Source organism: Chloroflexaceae bacterium, from assembly GCA_025057155.1.
Lineage (GTDB): Bacteria > Chloroflexota > Chloroflexia > Chloroflexales > Chloroflexaceae > JACAEO01.
In genome coordinates, this window is the sequence record JANWYD010000005.1 from 116,438 (window position 1) to 138,610 (window position 22,173).

Sequence of the window (22,173 nt, forward strand, 5' to 3'; positions counted from 1 at the left end):
TCGCGAGCGCTGCGGAGGCGGGGAGGCGGGGAGGTGTGGAATAATCACCTCTACATCTCCACACCTCCACACCTCCACACCTCCACACCTCCACACCTCCACACCTCCACACCTCCCTGCCCTTCACTCCGCCAGCCGTACCCAGATCACGCCCTCCTCAACACGCAGCGGAAAAGGTTCGAGTTGGGCCTGGGGCGCGGTGAGGCATTCGCCGCTGCCAGCGTCGAAGCAAAACCCGTGCCAGGGGCAGGTGAGCGTGCCCGCGGCAGGATCGAGCAGCCCGCCATCGAGGGGCAGGCCCTGGTGGGCGCAGGCATTGCGGAAGGCGCTGAGGCGGTGATCGAGGTTGATAATCAGCGCCTCAACCGGTCCAGCGCGCAGGGCGACCATCGTGCCGGGAGGCACGTCCTCCACACGGGGGCCGCGGGTCCAGCCGGTCTCGGCCCTGACGCTGATCGCCTCAGGGCGGATCAGCGCCGGGCCTGGTTCGTTCGGTAGCACCTCGACCTCGCGGATCTCGGGGATCTGGCTGAGAATCGCCTCCTCGACCCCCTCGCGCAGCGTCACCGCCGACATCGAGCAGCCGTTGCAGGCTCCGTGGAGGTGCACGAAGACCGTCGCCTCGCGCACCTCGACCAGTTCCACGTCGCCGCCGTGGGATTGCATAAAGGGCCGGACCTGTTCCAGCACCCGGGCGACGCGGGTCGCCAGGTCGAGCCGCACCAGCCCGTGCATAGCGAAGAGGGCGTAGACCAGGGGATCGTCAACCAGTTCAAAGAGCAGTTCTTTGCCGCGCGGGTCAGCCTTGAGCCGCTGGATGATCGTTGTCAGGCCAGCCTTGTGGAAGGCTTCAATGGCCTGTTTGAGGGCAATGGCTCGGTCGCGGGCGCCAGCATCGAGCGCGCGCACCTCGGCCATTGCCCGGTCTACCCGTTCGGCAAGGGTTTCAAGCGTTTCAGGCTGCCGGGTGACCGTCACGGAATCTCCCTTCTAGCAGGAGGTGTAGGGCAATCAGATTCCCTGCTCGCCAACCGCGCCCGCAACAACCTCTCAGGGTCGCTCCAGCGTCTCGATGGTCTTCGTAGCGAGAAGGTCGGCGAAAGCGCGGCGAGCCATCTGTTGCAGCATCGTTTCAACGGCGCCGGCCTCAGGCGGAGCGACGTGGCGGCGCGCGAGGGCCTGGAGGACAAAACACGCTCCCCCCGGTGTGTCGAGCAGAAAATCGCGAAAGATCGCCTCCACGAACTGGTCAAGCCAGACGCCTTCGCCCTGCGGATTGGCGCGCAGGCGCGCAAGGGCGGTTGCCGCGCCCTGGTTGCGTTGCACCAGACGCTCGGCGAAGCGCTCGACCGCGAGGGTGAGCAACAGGTCAAACTGCTGGCGCTGATACGCCTCCATCGCGGTGCGCCTCCTGCTGCGCCGCTATACGGCGTTCGATTTCTCCGAGTGTCTCGCGAACAGTCGCGGCGGCCTCGTGGTCGCCGCCAGTGGCGAAGAGCCTGGCCGCCTCTTGCAGTTTTGGCTGTGCGTGGGTAAAGATGCCCAGATGGGCCAGGGCGTTGCCCTGGTTGGCCAGCACGCGCCCGTATCCGAGGGGATCAGCATCGGGGTCGCGGGTGGCCAGCACCTCCTCGTACAACGCAATCGCCTCGGCCAGATGTTCCTCGGGCCGGGCGGAGGGCAGGTATTGCAGCGCATTGGCCAGGTTCAGGCGGACGCTGCTCCACAACCACGGATGGCCCTCGGGCGTAACCGTGTTGAGGGCCTCGCGCAGGGCCTGCACGGCGATAGCCATGCGCAACTGATCGCTGGCCTCCGTGAGGGGCATAGCCAGGTAAGCCAGGGCCAGGTTATTCTGCGCCAGGGCGTACATGTCGGGATGGGTCGCCCGCTTGAAGAACCGCAGAGCCTCCTGGTAGCATTTGACTGCTTCGAGGAGCGGGGCGCGCTGGTCACCGGCGCGCTCCTGGTAGAGCATTCCCAGATTGAGCCAGGCGTGGGCGCGCGCATCCTCCAGACCGCTGCCGGCCAGCAGGGCCAGCCCCTGGCGGTAGTGCTGGATCGCCAGCGCCTCGGCCCCGGGGCGCCTGAGCTGCGTCTCGGCGAGGGTGAGGTGCGACTGCGCTGCCAGCAGGGGCGAAACAGGGGTGGCGCAGGCGATAGCGGCCTCGAGATCGACCTCAGCTGCGGCGGGCGCGTCCCGCTCCAGGGCTGCGGCAGCGCGGGCCATCAGCACGAAGGCGCGCACCTCGCCGGTGGCCTCGGCGGGGTCGGGTGGCTGACCGGCCAGACCGAGGGTGTAAGCCGCCACCTCAACGAGCAGCCTCAGTTCACCCTGCGCCTCGGCGCGGAGCGCGGCGTACAGCGCCGGGTCGCCGCTGAGCACGAAGCGGTTGTAGCGCGCTTCAGGCAAGGGATCGCCCTCCAGGGCGGCCAGGGCGTCGGGCGTGTCGCCAGCGCAGGCGCAGGCAAAGAAACGCCAGGCATCCGGCAGCGTGTCGGGAACGCGGCCACACAGCAGTTCGGCAAGCGCCGCTTCCCCTCCGGCGATGGGCGGCAACACCAGATGGCCCGCTGGCAGCGGAAAAATGCCCAGAGGTTGGGGGCGAACAGTAAGATCATTCATATGCATTGCAAATCATGCCAATGCGAATGTAGATTTTGAGTTGCGACCCGCATCGTTCAGCCCTCTCCCCAACCTATTTCCGCCGGAAGAGAGCCGCCACCCTCCCCGCCCTCGAAGGAGGTGGGGAGGGTGTGTTGCAGATTCCTTCGGTAACAGGCCGCCCAGGCCCGAGGCCCATCTCACAGCGTGACACGCAGCGCGCCGCCGCCCTCGTCCCAGAAGGCCGGTCGCGGTCCCGGCGGCGTGCCCGAAGGCAGCAGATCCCAGATCAGCACGCTGCGGTCGCCGCGAGCGTTGCGCTGTTTGAGCAGCAACCCGCCCGCGCCCGGCCCGCGCGTGGGCAACAGCCAGAGTTCACGGCCCTTCGGCAGGGCCACCATCGTGTTGTGCGGAAAATATCGTTCCGCCACATCCGCGGGCAAATGCAGGTACCCCAGGGAGGTCAATTCGATGTGAGTGGTTGACATACATGTTGCCCCTTGGTGCTACTCAGCGAACCTCCGATGTCCAGCGTAGCGGCGCGCTCCATTCGGCCAGGAGACGCTGCGCCAGGCCCTCCATGCTCTCGGCGACGGCCGGGCTGAGCGGCGCCCCCGGGTCGAAGCTGGCGCCCTCAATCAGGTAGACCGTCACGTCGCGCGGGTATTCCTCCTTGAGCAGCCAGCGGGCGAAGGCCAGGGCATGATCCCAGCGAAAGGCGTGCAGGTTCATGCCCCGGAGCGGAGGGATCTGTTCCAGGGCAGCGCCGGGCACCCGGTAGAGACTGCCCGGCACCGCGCCGGTGCGCGAGGCGTCTACGATGATCACCCGCGCGGCCCCGCGCATCTGAAAGGCCACGTCCATTCCCGCCGTGCCGCCGTCCACCAGCCGCGCGCCCGGCGGCGGGCCAAGCTCCCAGAGCCGGCGAATGAGGATCGGGCCGACTCCATCGTCGCCCCGCAACAGGTTGCCGCACCCGATAATGACCGTTTCCATACTGCCGCCTACGCCCCCTCGCCGATGCGGAAGCGCGCCAGTTCCTTGCCGCTCTTCTCGTCGTAGGCGTGGACGGTGCAGACCAGGCAGGAGTCGAAGCTGCGGGCCACGTGCCCCAGTTCGACCGGATCCTTCGGGTCGGCGATGGGCGTGCCGACGAAGGCCTGCTCCATCGGCCCGTTGACCTCTTTGCGATCGCGGGGGCCAATGTTCCAGGCCGTGGGCGTGACCACCTGGTAGTTCTCGATCTTCCCATCCTTGAGCACGATCCAGTCGGAGAGACTGCCCCGCGCCGCTTCCGTCGAGCCGAAGCCGCGCCCATCGGGGAGTTCCTGAGGCTTGATGTAGAACTTCTCGTGCAGGTCGAGTTCATCGAGCCATTTACGGGCCAGTTTATAATACTTGGGAGCCTCGTGCATGCGCGCCAGCACCCGCACCAGCACACTGGGGCCAACGGTCGTAACCGCGTCGTAGAAGAGCGGATCGTAGTCCTGCCACGGCTCAGCGCCGGGCTTGCCGGCGATCACCTGCCGCGCCAGCGGGCCGGCCTCCAGGGGCTTCGCGCCAACGCCGGGGATCTCGTAGCGCGGGGCCTTGGCCCAGGTGTACTTGCCCTGCTTGCGCCCGATCGCCGGGTCCAGCGGCTCGGTGCGGCCCTCAAAGGGGTGCAGGGCGTGGTTGCCCTCGAAGAAGGCGTGGGTCACATCCTCGCGCACATTGGCCTGGTCGAAGTCGTAGTACACGCCGTCGGCAAAGACCCCCGAGCGGTTGATCAGCGCGGCATTACGGCCCTCGATGGTCGGGCGCGCGTACTTCTCGGGGTTGAAGTAGGTGCCGGTCGCCAGGTAGTTGCCAAAGCCCGCGCCAAACGTATCCAGGCCAATCCGCTGGGCGAAGCGAATGAAGAAGCCGCAGTCGGAGTTGTAATGGCTCTCCTTCTCGTCCACCCAGGCCAGCACATCGGCCCAGGAGCGGTTCTCGAGCCAGCGGTCCACCGAACAGCCCAGCCAGCGTTTCTCCAGCCACTCGTCCTTCCAGTACTCCAGGATGGCGATCGAGCGCGTCACATCGGCGAGGGTAGGGCCGCACATGACCCCGCCGGGGATCATGAAGCTGGAGTGCGGCCACTGGCCGCCGTAGATCGCGTAGACCTCCACTGGCTTGCCCGAGAGAGTCACTCCGACCTCGTAGCTTGTACCGACGAAGGGCGCGAAACGGCGTACTGCCTCTTCATAGCCCTCGGCCCGGGCGTAGTTTTTGTTCACCAGGTCAATGGCGAAAAGGGCGTAGAACCAGCGCGGGATGCTTTGCAGCGTCTCGCACGCCTGGGCGATATTGCGCACCAGGGTGGCATTGGGAGGCAGTTCGGTTTTCCAGGCGGTATCGAGAGCGTAGGCCGCCTTGTAGAGGTGGCTGCCGCCGCAGATGCCGCAGATGCGCGGGGTCACGATCAGGCCAGCCTGGGGGTCCTTGCCTCTAAGGATGATCTCAAAGCCCCGGAACATCGCCGCCTCGGTCCACGCCCCGGTCACCACTCCGTCACGGACGGACACGCGCACATCGAGGTCGCCCTCTACCCGACCGAGGGGGCTGACGTGCAGATCGAGGGCCGTAGCGCCCGCGGGGGAAAGATCGGTCACGGTAGCCATAACGCATCGCTCCTCTGGTCCCGCGTCGCGGGCTACACCACAAACATATCTTCTTTCGACCACCTGGGCGCCGCCACGCGAGCCGCTGCTGCCAGGGCCATGTAGCTGATCGGATCGGTGCCGGTGGGTACGTCGCGAGGAATAGTGCCGCTGACCTTCTGGGTTTTAAACACTGTGCCGGGCGCCAGGTCGAAGAAGGGAAACTCCGGTTCGGTGCAGCCGGTGCAGGGCATGCCGGCGCGGGTCTTGGAGGACTGGCGGTTCCAGAGGATGCGATTGCAGGGCGAGCGGGTCATCGGGCCGCGGCAGCCAAACTCGTAGAACAGACAGCCGGTGCGGGTGCCCTGTCCGAACTCCATAGTGGACTGCTTGTACTCGAAGAATTGCACGCGGGTGCAGCCGGTCTGGGTAAAGCTCTTAAAGAAGGTCTGCGGGCGCTGCAACTCGTCGAGGGCCACGTCGCCGGCGCGCCCGCTGGCCACAGCTACCAGGATCTGGGTGACCCAGTCAGGGTGGGCGGGGCAACCCGGGATGTTGATCACCGGAAGGCCAGCTTTGGAGCGCCAGTCGCCGCCGAGGAACCCGCCTTTCGCCTTGCGGAGGTACTGCAGGCCGACCGACTCGCTGGGATTGGGGGCCACGGCGGGGATGCCGCCCCAGCAGGCGCAATCGCCGATCGCCACCACGATGCTGGCCTGGTTGGCCAGTTCATACACCCAGTCCTTCATCGGCCGATCGGCGAACATATCGTAGCGGCCCGAGCCGTTCGGCCCCAGGATCACCGTCCCCTCGAACACGAAGATATCGAGCGGACGTTCGCCACGGGCGCAGGCGTAGAAGAGTTGCTGCGCGGCCTCGCCCAGCTCCATCCCCAGCGAGGGATGCCAGAGAATCTCGATCCCGAAGTCCGTCACCAGATCACAGGCGCTCGGTTCCTCAGCGTTGAGGAAGGACATGGTGTTGCCGCTACATGCCCCTCCCTGGAGCCATAACAGGGTTGCCATACCGGTCTCCTCTGGAGGTACGCGGAGGTGTGGAGGTGTGGAGGTGTTGTGGAGCTATGAACCTGTGTAAAAATCACCTCTACACCTCTACCCCTCCACACACCTCGCCATCAACCACGCCATCCAGACGTCCATACCCGCCCCGGTGCGAGCGGAGGTTTCAAAGATGGTAATTCCGGGCCGTACCTCCTTGATATTGCGGCGCATCAGAGCCAGATCGATCCCGCATGCCTCGGCCAGGTCGAGCTTGGTGATGATAGCGACATCGGCGGAGTTGAACAGCACCGGGTACTTCACCGGCTTATCCTCGCCCTCGGTGACCGACAGCAGCACCACGCGCACCTGCTCGCCCAGGTCGTAGCCAGAGGGGCACACCAGGTTGCCGACGTTCTCGATGAAGAGATAATCCAGTTCCGCCAGGTTCCAGCCCGCCGCCTCCAGGTGCGCGCTGATCATCTCGGCTTCCAGGTGGCACATATCGCGGGTTTGTATCTGGCGGACGAGGGCGCCGCTGCGTTCCAGGCGCCGGGCGTCGTTATCGGTCGCCAGGTCGCCCACCAGGGCCGCCGGGCGCCGCCCGGCCCGCACCAGTTCGGTGAGGGTGCGTTCCAGAAGGGCCGTCTTGCCGCTGCCGGGACTGGAGACGAAGTTGAGCGCCAGCACCCCGGCCTCCTGAAAACGCTCGCGCAGGCGCGCTGCCAGTTGATCGTTCTTGCTGAGGACACCGGTGCGGATCTCCAGCAAACGCGTAGATACGGTTGACATCAGCGTTCCTCCATCGCCGGTTCAGGGTCGGGAACCTCGATCCCGGTCACCTCAAGCTCGCGCCCCTGGCGGATGTGCATACTCGGAGCGCCGCAGAACGGGCAGCGAAAACTGCCTTCCTCCGGCTGCACGTCGCGACCGCAGGGGTCGCATGCCAGCACCAGCGGAACCGTCTCGATCTCCAGCCGCGCCCCTTCGACCAGCGTATGCTGAGCCGCGAGCGGGAAGCAGAACTCCAGAGCCTCCCGCACCACGCCGGACATGGCCCCCAGGCGCAGGTGCACCGCGACCACGCGCTCGGCCCCGGCCCGGCGGGCCGCCTCCTCGACGATTTCCACGAGACTCAGAGCAATGGATAGTTCGTGCATGTGGCGTCTCTTCACCGCTCCAGCGAATGCCCGAAACGCCTCCCGAAGGCCAGGATGAGCGCCGCGGCCCGCTGCACATCGGGGTCGCGCAGCGCGCCCAGCAGGCTCAGCAGGCCCCGCTTCGGCGGGTGGCGGCGCTGTTCTTCGTAGCTGGCCACAAAGGCGTCGCCGGCCTGCCCGACCAGCTTCACCGTCGCCGGCTGGAACACGCCGGAGCTGAGCAAGGCGTCAAACTCTTGTGAGGCAACAAAGGGCGCCAGCCGCTCGATAATCTCGATGAACTTCGGCGCCACGGCGACAAGCCGGGGGAGGTAGGGCAGCAGCACGGCCAGCGAGAGGATCTGGGCGATCACCTCGTTGCTTTCGCTGGGAATCGCGCCGCGCACATCGTCGAGGCTGGAGCGGATATTGTCTGTCAATTCCTCGCCGCGCTGCAACAGGCTGTTCGCCGCCGTAAGCGCGAAGGCGACCAGTTCGAGCTGGCCCAGGAGCTGGTTGATGGCCTGGAGCGTTGCCGGGTTGCGCAGGGCGGCAAGGGTGGCCTGAAACTCCGGTTGGGCCGACAGTTGCGCCAGTTGGGTTGCCGTAGCCGTAATGGCGGGCAGTTCCTTGCCCAGGACCGCCAGTTCGCGCAGGTAGATCCCGCCGTCTGCTGGCAGGGCCTGCCGCACCTCATCGAGACTGGCGGCGACATTGTCGGTGATTGTCTCACCCCGGCGGATCAGCCCGTCCAGCGCACTGGCCGAATAGGCCAGCAGTTCGGCGTGGTCGAGCAACTGGTGCAGCGCCTCAACCGTGCGCGGCTCGTTCAGACGATCAAGCAGCGCCTCCAGCGAGGCGCTGCGGGAAGAAGTGGCGCCGTTGCTGCTCATCATGGGAACACTCTTCACCGGTCTCGAATGGGGAAACCGTTGCGCTTCCAGGAGCCTGTTCAAGAATAGCCAGAAGCCGACCGCGTCGAGATGCGCCGCACCCGATCAGCAATCGAAAATCTACTATCGCGCCGGGCTTTCTCGCTTCTCTATCCGCCGAAGGGAGCCTGTTACAAGAGCGCGGCTTGCCAGTGCCGCGCCTTTAGAGCGCAAGATACTTTGTCCCAACCGGCGCGGTCAGGGAAAGCCTTCGCCGTGCACGCCCGCAACCAGGGGGAAGTATTTATTACTCTTGGTGATTGACCTTATTCTACCTGAGACAGATGACCCTGTCAACTGCTTTGACAGTGAAAATAATTTTTCATTTGCTTTGCACGAGGCGAACGAGAGCTTGACGGCTCGCGCCGGCGGGGCCTTCTGTAAACGACTGGAGAATCTGGGAGGGCGATGCCCTGTCCCTGTCCATCCGGGAATGGACGGTAGCCGATGCCGAGGGTTGCAGGCGGGAGAGGGAAAGCTGGCTTTTCTCCGCAACTGTCTGCAAGGTGCAGCCTTCTCAGCAACTATCTTCCCTGACTTCTATAACCGAACGTGCCGGAGGCGCCGGTAAGGAAGGAGCAATCCGCGCCTATCGGCGCCCTGAGCTTGTCGAAGGATGCTCGCTGCTCGTATACCTGGCTAACTCCTTAAACTGCATTATAATCAAACCATGCAGACGGAAGAACGCGAGGGCGTGGCGCGCTGGCGAGTGCTGGCGCGGGGGATCGTGCAGGGGGTCGGCTTTCGCCCCTTTGTCTTCGGGCTCGCCCATCGGCTGGGGCTGGCGGGCTTCGTGCGCAACGACAGCACCGGGGTCACGATCGAGATCGAAGGGCCGCCCGGCAGCCTGGAGCAGTTCGTGGCGGCGCTGCGCTCTGAGGCGCCGCCACTGGCGCGGATAGAGACCCTGGAGCGCGCGCCAATGCCACCCCGGGGTGACAACGGCTTCACCATCGTCGCCAGCGCCGCCACGGCCACCCGGCGCACCCTGATCGCTCCCGATAGCGCCACCTGCGCCGATTGTCTGCGCGAACTGCGCGATCCCGCCGACCGGCGCTACGGTTATCCCTTCATCAACTGCACCAACTGCGGCCCGCGCTTCACTATCGTGCTCGACATCCCCTACGACCGCGACCGCACGACCATGCGCCAGTTCACCCTCTGCCCCGCCTGCCGCGCTGAGTACGAGAATCCCCTCGACCGGCGCTTCCACGCCCAGCCCAACGCCTGCCCCGTTTGCGGGCCGCAGTTGCAGTGGGAGGCGCTGGACGAGTCCTTTGCCGCGGCGGGCGCGGCCCCGCTGGAAGCGGCGGCGGCGGCGCTGGTCGCCGGGGCGATTGTGGCGGTCAAGGGGCTGGGCGGCTACCACCTGGCCTGCGACGCGCTCAATCCCGGCGCCGTCACCCGCCTGCGCCGGCGCAAACAGCGCGAGGCCAGGCCCTTCGCGCTCATGGCCCCCGATCTGGCCACTGTCCGGCGCCTGTGCGTCCTGAGCGCGGACGAGGAAGCGCTGCTCCTCTCCCCGCGCCGCCCGATCGTGCTGCTCGACCGGCTGCCCGACGCGCCCGTGGCCCCTGATGTGGCGCCTGGCCATACCACCCTGGGCCTGATGCTTCCCTACACCCCGCTGCACACCCTGCTGCTCGACGCCTTCGCCGCCCGCCGCGATCCGGCGCAGCCCGCGGTGCTGGTGCTCACCAGCGGCAACCTGAGCGACGAGCCGATCGCCTACCGCGACGATGACGCCCGCGCGCGGCTCGCTTCCATTGCCGACGCCATTCTCAGCCATAACCGGCCCATCCACATCCGCTGCGACGACAGCGTCACCCGCGTGGTAGCCGGGGGCGAGCAACCCCTGCGGCGCTCACGGGGCTACGTGCCCGAACCGCTGCGCCTTGACCTGGCCGCCCCGCGGCCCATCCTTGCCGTCGGCGCGCACCAGAAAAACACCTTCTGCCTCTTCCGCGAGCGCGAGGCCGTCCTCAGCCACCACATCGGCGACCTGGAAAACCTGGAGACCCTCACCTCCTTCCGCGAAGGGATCGCCCACTTCGAGCGGCTCTTCGACATTGCGCCCGAGGTGGTGGCCTACGACCTGCACCCGGAATACCTGGCAACGAAAGAGGCCCTGGCGCTGTCAGTTGACATAAAAATCGGCGTACAGCACCATCACGCCCACATTGCCAGCGTCCTGGCCGAGCACGGGCGCGCGGGGCCGGTGATCGGCGTCGCTGCCGACGGCACGGGCTATGGTCCCGATGGGGCGATCTGGGGCGGCGAGGTGCTCCTGGCGACCCTGGGGGAGTACACCCGCCTCGGCCACCTGGCCTACGTGCCGCTGCCCGGCGGCGACGCGGCAGTGCGGCAGCCCTGGCGCATGGCCCTGGCCTACCTGTGGCAGGCCTACGGCCCGGACCTCACCACGCTGGACCTGCCGCTGCTGAAGGAGCTTGACCCGCTCCGGAAGGGGCTGATCTTGCGCATGATCGAGCGGGGTCTCAACAGCCCGCCGACCTCGAGCATGGGCCGGCTCTTCGACGCGGCGGCGGCGCTGGCGGGCCTCCACCCCGAGGCGTCCTACGAGGGCCAGGCGGCGATCGCCCTCGAGCACGCCGCCGAACCGGCGGAGCGCGGCTACCCCTTCTCGATCATCCTGGACGTCCCCTTCCGCCTGGATATGCGCCCGGCCATCCGCGCGCTGGTAGAGGACGTGCGACGTGGCGTGAGCGTAGGGGTCATCGCGGGGCGCTTCCATGCCACGGTCGCCGCCTGTCTGGCGGCGGCCTGCCGGCTGGCCCGTGAGCGCACCGGTCTGGAGGTAGTAGCGTTGAGCGGCGGCGTGTTCCAGAACCGGCTGCTGCTGGAGAGCCTGCTGCCGCGCCTCGCCGCCGACGGCTTTGAGACCCTGATCAACCGCCGCGTCCCGCCGAACGACGGCGGCCTGTCGCTCGGCCAGGCGGCCGTGGCGGCGTGGAGGATAAGAACGCATTGATAGTGAAGATCTTCTTGCCTGCGGCCCCGTAGCACCCTGCAAGCGCTATGAGACGCCACCGTATTGCGCCAGCCAGGCCAGGGCCAGCGAGAGGCCGATCACCGTCTTGGCGTCGCTGAAGGCCCCTTCGAGCAGCGCCTGCTGCAAGCCCTCCAGGGGTCGCTCTTCGGGATGCAGGTGTTCGTCCCAGTCGGCCGTGCCGTCAGTAGGTGTCAGGTCGAGGCCCAGGAAGATGTGGGTGCGTTCGTTGGTGTAGCCCGGTGATGTGTAGTAGCTCCCCAGCGGGATGAGCCGCCCGGCGCGATAGCCCAGTTCTTCGGCCAGCTCGCGGGCCGCCGCTTCCTCCGGAGCTTCGCCCGGATGTAACAGGCCCGCTGGCAGTTCCAGCATCTCCCGGCCCGCGGCGATGCGGTACTGCCGCACCAGCAGCACCTTCCCCGTGTGGATTGGCACGACCGCCACTCCGCCAATATGCTCCACCACGTCCCGCCGGGCCGTCTGCCCATTGGCGATCCGCGCCGTGCCGGTGATCACCGTGAAGAAGCGGCCTCGAAACACCTCGTGTCGTTCGACCCATTCTTCCATGCTATTGATCCCTCTTGAGACAGGGCTTCGCTGCGTGGCCTTGTACGGAACCGTTTGGAAGGGAAGCGCGGTTCGGAAGCGTCCGCTCCAAGCTCCCTGGAACAGGCGCGCGCTGCACGTTTACGTTGTCGCCAGCAGGCACGCGCAGGCGGTCGCGATGTCCGCCTCCGGCAGGTTGTCTCAGCATAGCGTCAGCAGGACCTCGCCCGCGACTGGCGGCTACAAAACGTAGCAACTAGCTTTCCAGGCCCACCCCACGCACCACCAGCGCGCCGGCCGCCAGCGGGCGCAGGTGCAGCCGGGTCATACCGCTCTCGATGTCCAGAATGAACCGCTGGCGCGACCTGCCATCAGGCAATGATAGCGGCACGCGGTTCGCGCCGTTCACGCGCACCTCGAGCTGGCCTGCGACGGGGCTTGTCAGGTCCAGTTCCAGCGTCACCCTGCGCGGGCGAGCGCTGTAGATCAGCACCTCGGCTTCGTCGCTGATGTACCGCTCCACCCCGGCAGGCGTTACCCGCGGGGGCGACCAGCCCCCGCCGAGGCCCAGAAAGGGCAGCGGATCATCCGGCGGGACCACGCGGTAGGCCAGCACCGAGCCGGTGACCGGCGGCTCAAACGGCCCCATGGCCCGCAGCAGGCCCGAGGCGCTGCGCGTATCGGAGTAGGCCAGCATCGAAGGTTCGCGCCGGGGTTTGGCGCCGCCGGCTGCCGCTGCCGCGATGGTCTGGAGGTCGCCGTAACGCAGGGCGCCGCCGGCGCTGTGGAGCATCAGGTAACGGATGTTGAAGTAACTGAAGACGCTGGCGGCGATCCGCGCCGGCTCCTGGGTGATGATGTCCGGCGCGGGTTCCGCATAGGCAAACATGCGTACAGTAGGGATCTGTTCGACGAGGGGATAGGGTAGTCTGCGTGAGGTGTAGCCGCCCGCCAGATACTTGCCGTGCACAACCTGGAAGAGCATGTACACCGGGCTGGTGTTGTAGTAAAACGGCGACTCCAGGATCGCATAGCGTTCGGGGTCACGCCCCAGGGCCGCATACAGCGACGGGACGTAGACGCGCACGATGGGGAAGGGCGTGGTCAGGTTCTCGAAGGCGATCAGCGCGACCAGGCCGGCCAGGGCCAGATTGGCCGCGCGGGTGGGGTGTGCCGCGCGCCCCTCCAGGGCCGCGAGGAGGCGCTGCGCGCCTAGCGCCGCCAGGATGGCCAGCGCGAGCGTCGCATACACCGCAAAGCGGATGGGGTAGCGCGAAATCTTCACCAGCGGCAGTTCGTAGATCAGCGCTCCGGGCAGGGGCAGGCCAGTCCGCCACCCCAGGATCTGTAGCTGCGGTCCCAGGGCCAGTAGAGCGAACAGCAGCCCGCCGAGCAGCCAGAAGCGCCCGGCCCGTCCGCGCACGCCCAGGGCCGCCAGCGCCAGCGCCACGAATCCCAGATACACCGTCTTGTTCTGAATATGGGTCTCGGCCTTGTAGGTCTGCAGGCGCTCGGCCAGTGGACCGAGGAGCGGATGGATCTGGCTGGGAATGAAGAAGTCAGCCAGGTCCGCCGAATGCTCCAGCCGGAAGGTCGGGCCGCCCTCGCTTTCGGCGCCGGGCGTCTGGCTGGCGAAGCGCGCCGTGGGAATGGCAAACGGCGCCACCAGCAGCAGCGCCACCCCGATGGCTGCCATGACGGCCAGCGCCCCCGACGCGCGCAGGCGCGGGAGCGGGCCGCCGCGCGCGCCCGCCGGCTGGTGGGACAGCAACCGCGCGACGGCGTACCAGGCCGCCCAGATCAGCGTGAACAGCAGGTACTGCCAGTCGCAGAGCGCGGTCAGGGCGATCAGCGCCCCCGCCAGGGTGATGCGCCCCCGGCCCGGCGCGTTAGCGGCGCGGTGCAGGGCCAGCGCCGCCAGCGGCAGCGGCCAGGCCGCCAGCATGTGCGTATGGCTGCCCAGCACCTGGGCCAGCAGGTAGCCGCTACAGGCAAAGATCACCCCTGCGATCAGCGCGGCGCGGTGGCTGGTCGCCCGGAAAGAGCCGTTCTCGGCCAGGACGCCGCGCGCCAGCAGATAGGCCGCGTACCCGCTCATCGTCAGCGAGAAGAGCACCACGAAGTTGTAGGCGGCCACCAGTCCGAAGAGCGCGTGGATCGGCAAGCTGATAAGAAAATTGATCGGATTGAGCGTCTGCAACCACAGCCCTGCGCCATGCGGGTAGTAGAGGTAGGGGGTGAAGAAGGGGTTGCTGCCGGTAAGCAGCGCCTCCCGCAGCCACCATATGTTCCACATGTTCTGCCAGGTGTCGAAGCCGTTTCCCGGCACGGCGGTCGTCATTTGCAGCGCCATGGGCCAGGTCATCAGCAGGGCCAGGCCCAGGTAGAGCGCCAGGGCCATTCCCTGCTTCGCCATCTCTTCGCGCCAACGGACGGTTTGAGGGGTCATAGGAGGCCTTGAAGCGGGGATAAGCCTTGTAGGGAGGGCTGGTGCAATTTTGGATTGCCGATTTTGGAGTGCGGATTGGAGCGGTGCATCTGGACGTGTCGGCGTTACGCTGATGCCCTGGCGGGTCGCCTGGTAGCGAACCAGGGAGAGCGCAGCCTTCACCGGAAAAACCTATGGGTGTGCGGCTCCCTCCCTGACCCTCCCCCGCTGGGGGAGGGAACCGGGCGCATCCTCCCAGCAGGGAGAGGCTGAGCGTGGGCGTGACCCTGCAACCTCCAGGGCGGCATCACCCCCGCGCTTCCACCTGCCGCAACTCGGCCACCACGCTCGCCGGCAGGGCATGCTCCCAGAGCCGCCCACCCAGGCGTTCGAGTTCCTGCACCGTGGCGTCCCGCTCCTGAACCGGGACCAGCGCCACCAGCGCCGCGCTACCCGCGTCGAGTTCCTGACCGATCTCATAGAGGGCCTGGTCGGGAAAGCCCGTGTCGCGCACCAGGCGATGCACCGCCTGGTTGGCTGCTTCCCCCGCCAGGGTTGCTGATTGGGGGCCAAGCATGCCAGCAAAGGTGTATACGAACCATGCCGCCCCACCTACGACAGTTGCGGCAAGCTCGCTCAACTCTTCGCGCAGGTCGCCCGGTTCGCGCAGGGTGATCCGCCCGTCGGGACGCTTCTGCACCACCGCCACGTGGCTCTGTGGTCCGCCGAGCCGCCGAGTCAGGTCAAGGATGGCATTCTTCGCCTCGCGCGCCTGCCGCGCGCTGTCGAAGGTGTAGACCAGGAGCAGCGTATCATCTTGCATTGCGTTACCTCACTCAATGGTCTGTGAACGAAGTTTCCTGATCCAAAATCGCAAATCTCACCTCCACGTCAGGCGCAGCACCCGCAGCCAGTTGCGGTAGGCCAGGCATTCCAGCGCCGCCTCATCGTAGCCGTGGTCGCGCAGCGCCGCGATGAGCCTGGGCATACCGGCCACATCGCCGATCGCGGCGGGTATCGTCGCCCCGTCGAAGTCCGATCCGAAGCCGACCCGCTCCAGGCCCACTCGCTCAACCAGGTAGTCAATATGCCGGACCAGTGTGCTCAGCGGCGTATCAGGGTTGCGGGCGCCGTCTTCTCGCAGAAAGCTGACCGCGAAGTTCACTCCCACCATGCCGTCGGAGTCGCGGATGGCATCGAGTTGCCGGTCGGTAAGATTACGCGAATTGGCGCACAGCGCGTGCGCGTTGGAGTGCGTCGCCACCAGCGGCGCCTGGCTCAATCGCGCTACATCCCAGAACCCCGCCTCGTTCAGGTGCGACACATCGAGCATGATCCCCAGCCGGTTGCAGGCCCGCACCAGGTTCTTGCCCGCCTCGGTCAACCCCGGCCCGGTGTCAGGCGCGTGCGGATAGGCGAAGGGCACGCCGTGCCCGAAGACGTTCGGCCGGCTCCATACCGGGCCGAGCGAACGCAACCCCGCCTGGTAGAAGACCTCCAGGGCGTCCAGATCCGGGTCAATCATCTCGGCGCCCTCGAAGTGGAGCACCGCTGCAAGGACGCCCGCATCGAGGCAATGCTCAATCTCGGCCACGCTCCGGCAGACGCGCATGCCACCTTCCGACTCGGCCTCCAGGCGGAACAGCAGCGCCGTCATGCGCATCGCCTCGTGCAGGGCATAGGTGGCCTCGAGCGGCGCGGGCAGCGGCAACATAAAGCCTGCGCCGGGGGGCGGGTCGGGATCGGGTGCGTCTGACTCCTCGGCGGGAGGCACAAACACAGCGAAAAGGCCGCCGGCAAAGCCGCCAGCGATTGCCCGGGGCGCGTCAAGATGGCCGTGAGGCGAGGCTCGGAAGAACGAGCGTTCCTGGCCCGCCTGGGGGCGGTAGAGGCGCAGCAGCGTATCGTTGTGGCCGTCGAAGATAGGAAGCATTGTCTGGGAAGCCATATTCTCAGGTGTAGGGTGTTCCGGCGCGTCCTCGCGTCGCATGGGCCATCTGGGGCATCGGGAAGCCCGACTCCCCCCTCTCCCGCGAGCGGGAGAGGGGGGCGGGAGGGTGAGGATCATAAGCGCATTGGAATGCCGAAAACCCCTTCTCGCTCAAAAACCCTGCACCTAGAGGAAGCCATGGGCCGCGCATTCCTACAATGCCCGGAGAAAGGGCGCTCGCAGCGCGATCATTGCCACCATCAGCCAGCCGGCCAGCGCGCTGCCGGCCACCACCAGCGGCACGCTGCCCGCCATCTGGGCGATGCTCCCGGCCAGCATCCCGCTCATCGGGCTGAGGCCCATCAGCAGCAAGGTGAACACGCTCATCACCCGGCCGCGCAGCCTGTCAGGAACGATCGCCTGGATGAGCGTGTTGGTCAGCGCCATTGTGGTCACTCCGGCCCAGCCCGTCAGGCCGATCAGCAGCAACGAGAGCGGCATCCAACGCGAGGCGCTGAAAGCGATCAACAGAAGAGGCTGCGCGAGCGCGGCTATGCGCAGCAGCCGTCCTCGAGGCATCGCATCGCCGAACTGCGCCAGCATCAGCGCCGCCGTCAGCGCTCCGAGGCCGCTGGTTGCCGAGAGCATCCCCAGCCCGCTTGCCCCGACATGCAGGATATCACGGGCAAACACCGGTAACAAGGGAATGTAGGTAAAACAGAAGAAACTGATCGCTGCTGCCTGCAAAAGCAAGGCCCGCACCCGCGGCTCGTTCTGGATGTACCGCAGCCCCTCGCGTAACTGCCCGCCCTGTCGGACGCCGCCGGGAGGTTGAAAGGCCGGCAGCCGCATCAGTAACAGGCTGGCGATGACAAAGACAAAGCTCGCCGCGTTCAAGGCGAACGCCGGTCCCTCCCCGATCAGCGCCACCACTACCCCTGCCACTGCCGGCCCCACCGTGCGCGCCGCGTTGAAGATTGACGAATTGAGGGCAATCGCGTTCAGTAAATCCTCGCGCCCGACCATCTCTACCGTGAACGCCTGGCGCGTCGGCCCCTCGAAAGCGGTCACGGCGCCCAGCAAAGCGGCCAGCGCCACGACGTGCCAGACCTCGATGCGCTCGGTGAGCGTCAGCCCTGCCAGCACCATCGCCAGCGCCATCGCCACCGCCTGGCAGATGAGCAACAACCGGCGTTTCGATACCCGATCGGCAAGCGCCCCTGCCGGCAGCGATAACAGCAGCACCGGCAACGAGGTCGCCGCAGCCACCAGGCCCAGCATTGCCGGCGAGTTACTGAGGCGCAGCACCAGCCAGCCCTGGGCGACACTCTGCATCCAGGTGCCGGTCAGCGAGATTAACTGGCCAGCGAAGAACAGCCGGTAATTCCGGTGGCGCAAAGCTCGGAAGATCGGAGGAAAACGGCTGGTTGACGCCGAGGCCTCCTGCGCGGAAGTCCTGGTTGATGCAGCCATGGCGCTTATGCCTCGTCGGCCAGGGCGTCGTAGAGGGTTTTCATCGCGTCGTACATCGCTGCCAGTTGTTCAGGACTCAGGTGGCTCATCCGCTGCTCGACATACGCCCGATGCCTGGGACGCAACTCGTCAATCAGGGCCTTGCCCTGCGGCGTCAGTTGCACCAGCGTCACGCGCCGGTCGTGGGGATCGGCCGCGCGACGCACCAGCCCTCGCGCCTCCAGCCGATCAACCAGGCGCGTCAGGTTGCTGTTGTCGGCCAGCATCTCATGGCAGATCTGGCTCAACGGCACCCCTTCGACACTGGCATGAAACAGGATCGCGTACTGTGGCGTCGAAAGGTCGTAGGGGCGAAACTCCTCGCGGTTCAGTTCCTGAAAACGCCGGTGCAACTTCAGGAACAACCGGTACGTCTCGATCTGCGGCGAATCCTGGCAGGCTATTTCAGGCATAGTCCACCTCGGATATCCATGCGGCTACACTACGGTAACCTGCTCCTGGGTGGAGGTACGGGGAACGCGGCGTGCCCCATACCCCTCCAGACGCCCATCTTTACGCTTCGCAGCCACGTGGCTTCGCCATGCGCCATCGGGATGAAGGGGCGCTTGTGTAGGAGAACGAGGCCCTTGCCACCTCTCCTCCAGGTAGGGCCGCAGGGATGGCCCTCATGCTTTCGTTTCAGTGTACGCGAATGTATTTGACTTGTCAACCATTTAGATGTAAAAAAAGCGCCCCGGCGTCTATAGCCGGGGCGCTGCGCGGATGCGATGCCTACCAGTAGAAGGCAAAAACCCAGACCATCAAAATGAAGGCGACCAGCCCGGTAATGCCAAGTAGCAAAAAGTAGCTCGGAACATCCGGGTTCTCACTCCACTCCGGTTGCATGCCGCTCTCCTGTCTGATTCGTCGTGCAGAACTCCGATGCCATTGTACTGCTATCTGTCGAATTGCGCCAGCGGCGCGGAACTGGTTCAGGCGTACCGCCGAGCATGCAGGGGGGGCGCAGAGGCCAGGCTGTCGCCCCCCGCGCCCTCTGCGGCGAGCGTGCGTCCCTGCCCGCTGGACCGGCGCAGCCTACACCTCCACGACGCCGTTGGGCAGGTCAATGACCCTGGCAACGCTGCCCCGCACTGGCGCGCACCCGAACTGCCGATCCTGCGCGTAGACCCGCATCGGCAGGCCGCCCCGCACCCGCAGCGTTAGCCGCAGTTCCGGATCTACCCGCACGCCCTCCAGGAGCGCCAGGCGGAAGCGCTGGATGATCATCGCCAGGGCCAGTTTGATCTCCATCAGGGCGAAGGTGGCGCCAATGCACATACGTGGCCCCGCGCCAAAGGGCAGGTAGGCGTATGGCGAGGGTTCCAACTCTTCCCAGCGCTCTGGCTTGAACACCTGCGGCGCCGCGAAGAGATCCGGCATGCGGTGCGTGATGAACGGGCTGAGGAAAATGGTCGTGTTCGCGGGCAACTCGTAACAGCCAAGCTGGAAGGGCGCCGTGCTCACGCGCACCAGCACGCTCGCTGGCGGCATCAGCCGCAGGCTCTCCTTCACCACCCGGTCGAGCAGCGGCAGGCGCCCGAGTTGCTCGATTGTGGGCGCATCGCCGCGCAGCACGCTTGTGAGTTCATCGTGCAGATCGGCGAGCACATCGGGGTGCTGGTCCAGCAGGAAGAGCGTCCAGGTCAGGGCGTTCGAACTGGTCTCGTGGCCCGCCGCGAAGAGGGTGTACGTCTGGCCCACCAGTTCATCGTCGCTGAGCATCTGGCCATCTTCGTCACGAGCGGCAATCAGGGTGGCCAGCACATCATTGCGGGTGTCGCCAAGGGCGCGGCGCTGGGCGATAAGCGCGCGCACATAGACCTCGATGCGTTCGGCCAGGTGCGCCAGCCGGTAGGGGCCCGTGCCCGGCAGGTTGGGCGGCAGCAGCATGTCCAGCGGCGAGAAGTTGATCTCCAGCGATTGCCGGAACAGTTCGCCGAGGGTGCGCGCCTCGGGCGTGGCCTCCAGGCTGAAGAGGGTCTTCAGCGCTACGCCCAGGGTCAGACGTTGCATCTCCTGGGCGACGTCGATCTGCTCGCCCGGCCGCCAGCGGCTCAATGCCCGGTCAATCACCGCCACCATGGTGTCGCGGTAACCGCTAACCTGCTGGCGGTGAAACGATGGCATCATCAACCGGCGCTGCTGGCGGTGTTTCTCGCCGTTCATCGCCAGCAGCCCGTTGCTGACGCGGGCTATCGCCGAGTCTCGTGGCATTGGCCGACTGCCGCCCAGATTGGTCCAGAAGCGTTGCCCATCGGAAAAGATCAGCCGATTGTGGTCCGGGCCGAAGGCCAGCACCATCACCGGTTCCGTTCGCGACAGGCCGACAATCGGGCCGTAGCGCTGGTAGGCGCGTACCAGGAAGCCGATCGGATCGCTGCCAAAGGGGATCAGCGTCCCGCGCCAGCCCAGAACGGGATCGGGACGGGGGCCGGGAATGAACACCGGGGCGACCGAGAACTGCATGGGCAAACCTCTCCAGGGCGCCTGCGCGCCACGGGCCGGGAACCAGCCGGCTCCTGCTTATTGGTGAAGGCAATACTCTCTAGGGATCGTGTTTACTCTCTAGGGATCGTGTTTACATCTACCGAACATCCTCAAACCGCAGAGGGCGCAGAGGGGCGCGAAAGGCTTCACAAAGCTCATCCTCTACGCTCCTCTGCGTGCTCCGCGATAAATCTGAACACGTTCTCTCTAGTATCCTACCCCAGAATCGCCCCCACTGCGGGACAAAACCGCGTCAATTCCCGCGAAGATTAGCGCGGCCCGTCAGTCATGGATCCAGAGCACCGCCACCAGCAGCGCCAGGCCCGTTACCACCGTTCCTATCGCCACCAGGATCAGCAGCGTCATTGGAATCAAACCAGACCAGCCGCCCACGCCCGCGGCGATCGCCAGGATGGCCAGGGTGAGCATCAGCGCCGCCAGCACCAGGGCGATGGCGATGCGGTTGGCTGCGCCGATCAGCGCCCCCGCCACCCGTCGCAGTTCGCGCTCCTCGGTGTGCACGCGCAGCACGCCGTCGTTGAGTTGTTCGAGCACATCGCTCAGTTGGTGTGGCAACGCTATTGCTACTTCGCCGAGGGACTTTACTTCCTTAAGCACCTGCGCCCCCATTGCACCCGGCCCCATCTGTTCGGCGAGAGCCTGCCGCACATACGGTCGCGCAATCGCGAACACATCGAGCGTGGGGTCAAGCTGCACCCCCACTCCTTCCATGATCATCAGCGTCTTGAGCAGGATCGCCAGCGGCCCGGGCAGACGGATGTTGTGCCGGCGGAAGAGCACCAGCAGCTCGTTGATCGTATCGCGCGCCGAGATATCGCGCAGCGAGCGATCAACGAAGCTCTCCGTAAAGCGTTCCAGGTCCCGCCGCAACTGAGGCGTGATGTCCCGCCGCGACACCAGGTTCAGCCGCTCCATCGCTCGCAGCGCCTCGCTGCTATCATGATTGACCAGCGCCGCCAGGAGGAGCAGCAGGCTCTGGGTCGTCTGGCGATCCAGGGTGCCTACCTGGCCGAAGTCCACCACGCCGAGCACCCCGCCCTCCATCACGAAGAAATTGCCAGGGTGCGGGTCGCTATGGAAAAAGCCAAAGCTAAACACCTCGCGCAGGATCAGTTCCGTGCAATTGCGCGCCAGCCGGCTCCGATCCACACCCGCGCGCTGCAGGCCGGCCTCGTCGGTCAGCTTCACCCCATACAGGCGCTCGGTGGTCAATACGCGCGTGTCGGTAAGCTCCCAGTAGACGATGGGAATATGCACCGTTGGCGTATCGGCGAAGAGGGCGCGGAAGCGATCAGCGTTGCGCCCCTCGCGCTTGTAGTCAAGTTCGGCCCGGAGCATCGCCGAGAACTCCCAGGCCAGTTCCAGAAGGTTGTATTCTCGTCCGAAGGGTAGCCGTTCCTGAGCCAGCGCTGCCAGGTCGGCCAGAATCGCCAGGTCGGTGTTGATGCGCGCCTCGATGTCGGGCCGTTGGACCTTGACGGCCACGTCGGCGCCGCTGTGCAGGCGCGCGGCGTGCACCTGACCGAGCGAGGCCGCGGCCAGCGGCTCCGGGTCGAAGCTGGCAAAGAGCGCGTCAATCGGCTGGCCGAAGGTCTGCTCAATGAGCGCCACTGCCTGGTCGCTCGAATACGGCGGCACGGTGTCCTGGAGTTTCTCCAGTTCGGCGATGAACTCCGGGGGCAGGAGGTCGGGCCGCGTGCTCAGCGCCTGCCCGAGCTTCACAAAGGTGGGGCCAAGGGCGATCAACGCTTCGCGGAGGCGCGCGGCAGTGCCCAGCGGCGCCGGCGGCGGCACGCGCAGGATCACCCGCTTTGGGAGGGAAAGCAGCGAAACCAGGCCCAGTTGCTCGACCAGGTAACCAAAGCCGTGGCCGACCAGCACATGGGCGATCTCGCGGTAGCGGCCAAGGTAGCGCGCCTGGCGAACGAGGGGCCACATCGC

General features: G+C 66.3%; 19 protein-coding genes. 1 reads left to right on the top strand and 18 read right to left on the bottom strand.

Features of this window, described 5'->3' with window-relative positions:
- Nucleotides 1-123: 123 nt before the first annotated feature.
- From NZU74_05600 to NZU74_05645, 10 genes are all read right to left on the bottom strand, one after another.
- The gene (locus NZU74_05600) at nt 124-978 is read right to left on the bottom strand and encodes a NifU family protein (protein ID MCS6880787.1); all 855 of its coding nucleotides are present in this window, start codon (nt 976-978) and stop codon (nt 124-126) included.
- A 72-nt stretch (nt 979-1,050) separates the two neighbouring features.
- Nucleotides 1,051-1,398: a hypothetical protein gene (locus NZU74_05605; protein ID MCS6880788.1), complete on the bottom strand. Its 348-nt coding sequence runs from the start codon at nt 1,396-1,398 to the stop codon at nt 1,051-1,053.
- Nucleotides 1,370-2,626, bottom strand: a complete 1,257-nt coding sequence (locus NZU74_05610; GenBank protein MCS6880789.1) for a hypothetical protein — start codon at nt 2,624-2,626, stop codon at nt 1,370-1,372. The genes NZU74_05605 and NZU74_05610 overlap by 29 nt, the downstream gene beginning before the upstream one ends.
- Nucleotides 2,627-2,805: 179 nt before the next feature.
- Nucleotides 2,806-3,093 carry a hydrogenase maturation protease gene (locus NZU74_05615; protein ID MCS6880790.1) on the bottom strand — a complete coding sequence of 96 codons (288 nt, stop codon included), beginning with the start codon at nt 3,091-3,093 and terminating at the stop codon, nt 2,806-2,808.
- 22 nt (nt 3,094-3,115) lie between these two features.
- Nucleotides 3,116-3,601, bottom strand: a complete 486-nt coding sequence (locus tag NZU74_05620) for a hydrogenase maturation protease (GenBank protein MCS6880791.1) — start codon at nt 3,599-3,601, stop codon at nt 3,116-3,118.
- 8 nt (nt 3,602-3,609) lie between these two features.
- Nucleotides 3,610-5,250 carry a nickel-dependent hydrogenase large subunit gene (locus tag NZU74_05625; protein ID MCS6880792.1) on the bottom strand — a complete coding sequence of 547 codons (1,641 nt, stop codon included), beginning with the start codon at nt 5,248-5,250 and terminating at the stop codon, nt 3,610-3,612.
- A gap of 32 nt (nt 5,251-5,282) precedes the next feature.
- The gene (locus NZU74_05630) at nt 5,283-6,254 is read right to left on the bottom strand and encodes a hydrogenase (GenBank protein MCS6880793.1); all 972 of its coding nucleotides are present in this window, start codon (nt 6,252-6,254) and stop codon (nt 5,283-5,285) included.
- An 87-nt stretch (nt 6,255-6,341) separates the two neighbouring features.
- Nucleotides 6,342-7,019, bottom strand: coding sequence for a hydrogenase nickel incorporation protein HypB (hypB, locus tag NZU74_05635; GenBank protein ID MCS6880794.1), 678 nt, complete (start codon nt 7,017-7,019; stop codon nt 6,342-6,344).
- The gene (hypA, locus tag NZU74_05640; protein ID MCS6880795.1) at nt 7,019-7,387 is read right to left on the bottom strand and encodes a hydrogenase maturation nickel metallochaperone HypA; all 369 of its coding nucleotides are present in this window, start codon (nt 7,385-7,387) and stop codon (nt 7,019-7,021) included. The genes hypB and hypA overlap by 1 nt, the downstream gene beginning before the upstream one ends.
- Nucleotides 7,388-7,398: 11 nt before the next feature.
- Nucleotides 7,399-8,262 (bottom strand): DUF1641 domain-containing protein, encoded by an 864-nt coding sequence (locus tag NZU74_05645; GenBank protein ID MCS6880796.1) that lies wholly within the window; start codon nt 8,260-8,262, stop codon nt 7,399-7,401.
- Nucleotides 8,263-8,968: 706 nt separating this feature from the next.
- Between NZU74_05645 and hypF the strand changes: the two genes are divergently transcribed.
- A complete protein-coding gene (hypF, locus tag NZU74_05650) occupies nt 8,969-11,290 on the top strand; it encodes a carbamoyltransferase HypF (protein MCS6880797.1) in 2,322 nt (773 codons plus the stop codon).
- A gap of 45 nt (nt 11,291-11,335) precedes the next feature.
- Here hypF and NZU74_05655 read toward each other — a convergent pair whose 3' ends face one another.
- From NZU74_05655 to NZU74_05690, 8 genes are all read right to left on the bottom strand, one after another.
- Nucleotides 11,336-11,875: an NUDIX hydrolase gene (locus NZU74_05655; GenBank protein MCS6880798.1), complete on the bottom strand. Its 540-nt coding sequence runs from the start codon at nt 11,873-11,875 to the stop codon at nt 11,336-11,338.
- Between the two features lie 235 nt (nt 11,876-12,110).
- Nucleotides 12,111-14,303 carry a hypothetical protein gene (locus tag NZU74_05660; GenBank protein ID MCS6880799.1) on the bottom strand — a complete coding sequence of 731 codons (2,193 nt, stop codon included), beginning with the start codon at nt 14,301-14,303 and terminating at the stop codon, nt 12,111-12,113.
- A gap of 286 nt (nt 14,304-14,589) precedes the next feature.
- Nucleotides 14,590-15,105, bottom strand: a complete 516-nt coding sequence (locus tag NZU74_05665; protein MCS6880800.1) for a DUF1269 domain-containing protein — start codon at nt 15,103-15,105, stop codon at nt 14,590-14,592.
- Nucleotides 15,106-15,162: 57 nt separating this feature from the next.
- Nucleotides 15,163-16,230, bottom strand: a complete 1,068-nt coding sequence (locus tag NZU74_05670) for a dipeptidase (GenBank protein MCS6880801.1) — start codon at nt 16,228-16,230, stop codon at nt 15,163-15,165.
- 195 nt (nt 16,231-16,425) lie between these two features.
- Nucleotides 16,426-17,685, bottom strand: coding sequence for an MFS transporter (locus NZU74_05675; GenBank protein MCS6880802.1), 1,260 nt, complete (start codon nt 17,683-17,685; stop codon nt 16,426-16,428).
- Nucleotides 17,686-17,690: 5 nt separating this feature from the next.
- Nucleotides 17,691-18,137, bottom strand: coding sequence for a MarR family transcriptional regulator (locus tag NZU74_05680; GenBank protein ID MCS6880803.1), 447 nt, complete (start codon nt 18,135-18,137; stop codon nt 17,691-17,693).
- Nucleotides 18,138-18,759: 622 nt separating this feature from the next.
- Nucleotides 18,760-20,190 carry a cytochrome P450 gene (locus NZU74_05685; protein ID MCS6880804.1) on the bottom strand — a complete coding sequence of 477 codons (1,431 nt, stop codon included), beginning with the start codon at nt 20,188-20,190 and terminating at the stop codon, nt 18,760-18,762.
- Nucleotides 20,191-20,493: 303 nt separating this feature from the next.
- Complete coding sequence (locus NZU74_05690; protein MCS6880805.1) at nt 20,494-22,170, bottom strand: AarF/ABC1/UbiB kinase family protein; 1,677 nt, start codon at nt 22,168-22,170, stop codon at nt 20,494-20,496.
- Nucleotides 22,171-22,173: the final 3 nt, after the last annotated feature.